Origin of the sequence: Micropruina sp., assembly GCF_027492755.1 — a bacterium.
GTDB lineage: Bacteria > Actinomycetota > Actinomycetes > Propionibacteriales > Propionibacteriaceae > Micropruina.
In genome coordinates this window covers 3,014-5,217 of the sequence record NZ_JAPUED010000159.1, presented here as the reverse complement: position 1 = coordinate 5,217, position 2,204 = coordinate 3,014, and the positions used below count along the sequence as shown (strand labels likewise).

At 71.3% G+C, this 2,204-nt stretch carries 2 protein-coding genes; both read left to right on the top strand.

What is annotated here, in order from left to right; all coding sequences use genetic code 11:
* Positions 1 to 152: 152 nt before the first annotated feature.
* Complete coding sequence (locus Q0066_RS11300; protein ID WP_298132961.1) at positions 153 to 1,598, top strand: cobyric acid synthase; 1,446 nt, start codon at positions 153 to 155, stop codon at positions 1,596 to 1,598.
* Between the two features lie 73 nt (positions 1,599 to 1,671).
* Positions 1,672 to 2,163, top strand: a complete 492-nt coding sequence (locus tag Q0066_RS11295) for an NAD(P)-dependent oxidoreductase (RefSeq protein WP_298132954.1) — start codon at positions 1,672 to 1,674, stop codon at positions 2,161 to 2,163.
* The last annotated feature ends 41 nt before the right edge of the window (positions 2,164 to 2,204 follow it).

The following is a 2,204-nucleotide window of genomic DNA, read 5'->3' as shown; positions in this document are numbered from 1 at the left end:
GGGCACCGTTCCGTTGGTGGTTCGCGAAGCGGTTCCGTTAGCCTCCGACGGGTGGACGAACTGCAGTGCTTGGCGCCTTCCGGGTGGCCGGGTGCGGCGGACTCGTCAACCGGCGGGCGATCGCGGTCGGCGTCCGGATCGGGCGATGCCTGATGGCCGGCCTGCTGATCGCCGGCACCAGTTCGGACGCCGGGAAGTCGCTGATCACCACCGGGTTGTGCCGCAGCCTGCACCGGCGCGGCATCGCGGTCGCACCGTTCAAGGCGCAGAACATGTCGAACAACTCGATGGTCTGCCCGGACGGCTCCGAGATCGGACGTGCCCAGTACCTGCAGGCGCAGGCTGCCCGGGTCGAGGCCACGTCGGCGATGAACCCGGTGCTGCTCAAGCCCGGCACCGATCGGCAGGCGTTCATCGTGTTGCGCGGCGAACCCGCCGGAACCCTGGAGGCCGGCGAGTACGCGACCGGACGCACCCGGCTGGCCGAGGCCGCCTTCGCCGCCTATGCCGAGTTGGCGGCCGGCTACGACGTGGTGCTGTGCGAAGGTGCGGGATCTCCGGCGGAGATCAACCTGCGCGCCGGCGACTATGTGAACTTCGGCTTGGCAAGGCGTTTCGATCTGCCGGTGGTGCTCTGCGGGGACATCGACCGGGGCGGCGTGCTGGCCGCGGTCTTCGGCACCTGGGCGATCGTCGACGACGATGACCGGTCACTGCTCGCCGGGTATGTGATCAACAAATTCCGTGGTGACCAGTCGGTGCTCGACCCCGGTTTGGACGAACTGACCCGGCGCACCGGGTTGCCGTGTCACGGGGTGCTGCCCTGGCTGCCCGAGGTGTGGCTGGACAGCGAGGACGCGCTGGCCTTCGCCCGCTGGCCACGGCTGGCCGGGGCGTCCGGAACCCTGCGGGTCGCGGCGATCCGATTCCCGCGGGTCTCCAACGCCACCGATCTGGACGCCCTGGCCGCCGAGCCGGGCGTCCGGGTGACGGTGACGGCCTCGCCCGCCGACGTCGCCGAGGCCGACCTGGTGGTGCTGCCCGGCAGCCGCTCCACACTGGCCGACCTGGCCTGGCTGCGGGAGCGCGGGCTCGCCGACGCCGTGGCCGCGCGGGCCCGGCAGGGCCGTCCGGTGCTGGGCATCTGCGGCGGCTACCAGATGCTGGCGACCATGATCGACGACCCGGTGGAGTCGGCGCGCGGGCCTGAACCCGGGCTGGGACTGCTGCCCGCCCACGTGCGATTCGGCGCTGACAAGGTGCTGGGCCGTCCCCGGGGAGCGTGGCGCGGGCATGATGTGAAGGCCTACGAGATCCATCACGGGGTGGTGGAGGCCGACGGCGGCGAGCCGTTCCTCGACGGCATCCGGCACGGCAATGTGTGGGGCACGATCTGGCACGGGACCTTCGAGAACGACGACTTCCGGCGGGCCTGGCTGAGCGAGGTCGCCGCGGCGTCCGGATCGTCGTGGACACCGACGCCGGGCGCCCTCGGCTTCCGCGAGCGACGCGAACGCATGCTGGACGGACTGGCCGACGCGATCGAGCAGCATCTGGATGTGGACGCTCTGCTCGGACTCATCCGCCGACCGCGGTAGTACCGTCAGTACACGCTCGCTCCGCGGCCGTTCGTGCGCGACAGCCACGGGTCCCGATGACGAGGAGAATCGGATGAACGAATCGTCCAGCGGTCAGGTCGGCTCGGGTTCACCCACCTATCTGGCGGGCCTGTTGCTGCACGGACGCCGCGTCGTGGTGGTCGGCGGCGGCAACGTGGCCCGGCGTCGCGTCCCGAAACTGCTGGCCGCCGGCGCACGGGTCGAACTGATCTCGCCCGAAGTGAACGCGGAGTTGCGCTCGCTGGCCGACTCCGGTGCGCTGGTGTGGCAGGCCCGGCAGTTCACGGCGTCCGACCTGGACGGCGCCTGGTACGTGCTGGCGGCCACCGATTCGGCCGAGGTGAATGCGGCGGTGACGTTCGAAGCCGAGCAGCGGCACACCTTCTGCGTGCGCGCCGACCACGCCGACGCCGGTTCGGCCTGGACGCCGGCCACCGGCGAGACGTCCGGAGTGACGGTGGCGGTGATCACCAGCCACGACCCGCTGCGTGCCCGCCGGATCCGCGACCGCCTGGTCGAGGTCGTCGCCGAGGAAGAGCTGTAGAGCCCGGGGTCCCGGCATCCCCGGGACGCCGTTCCACCGTT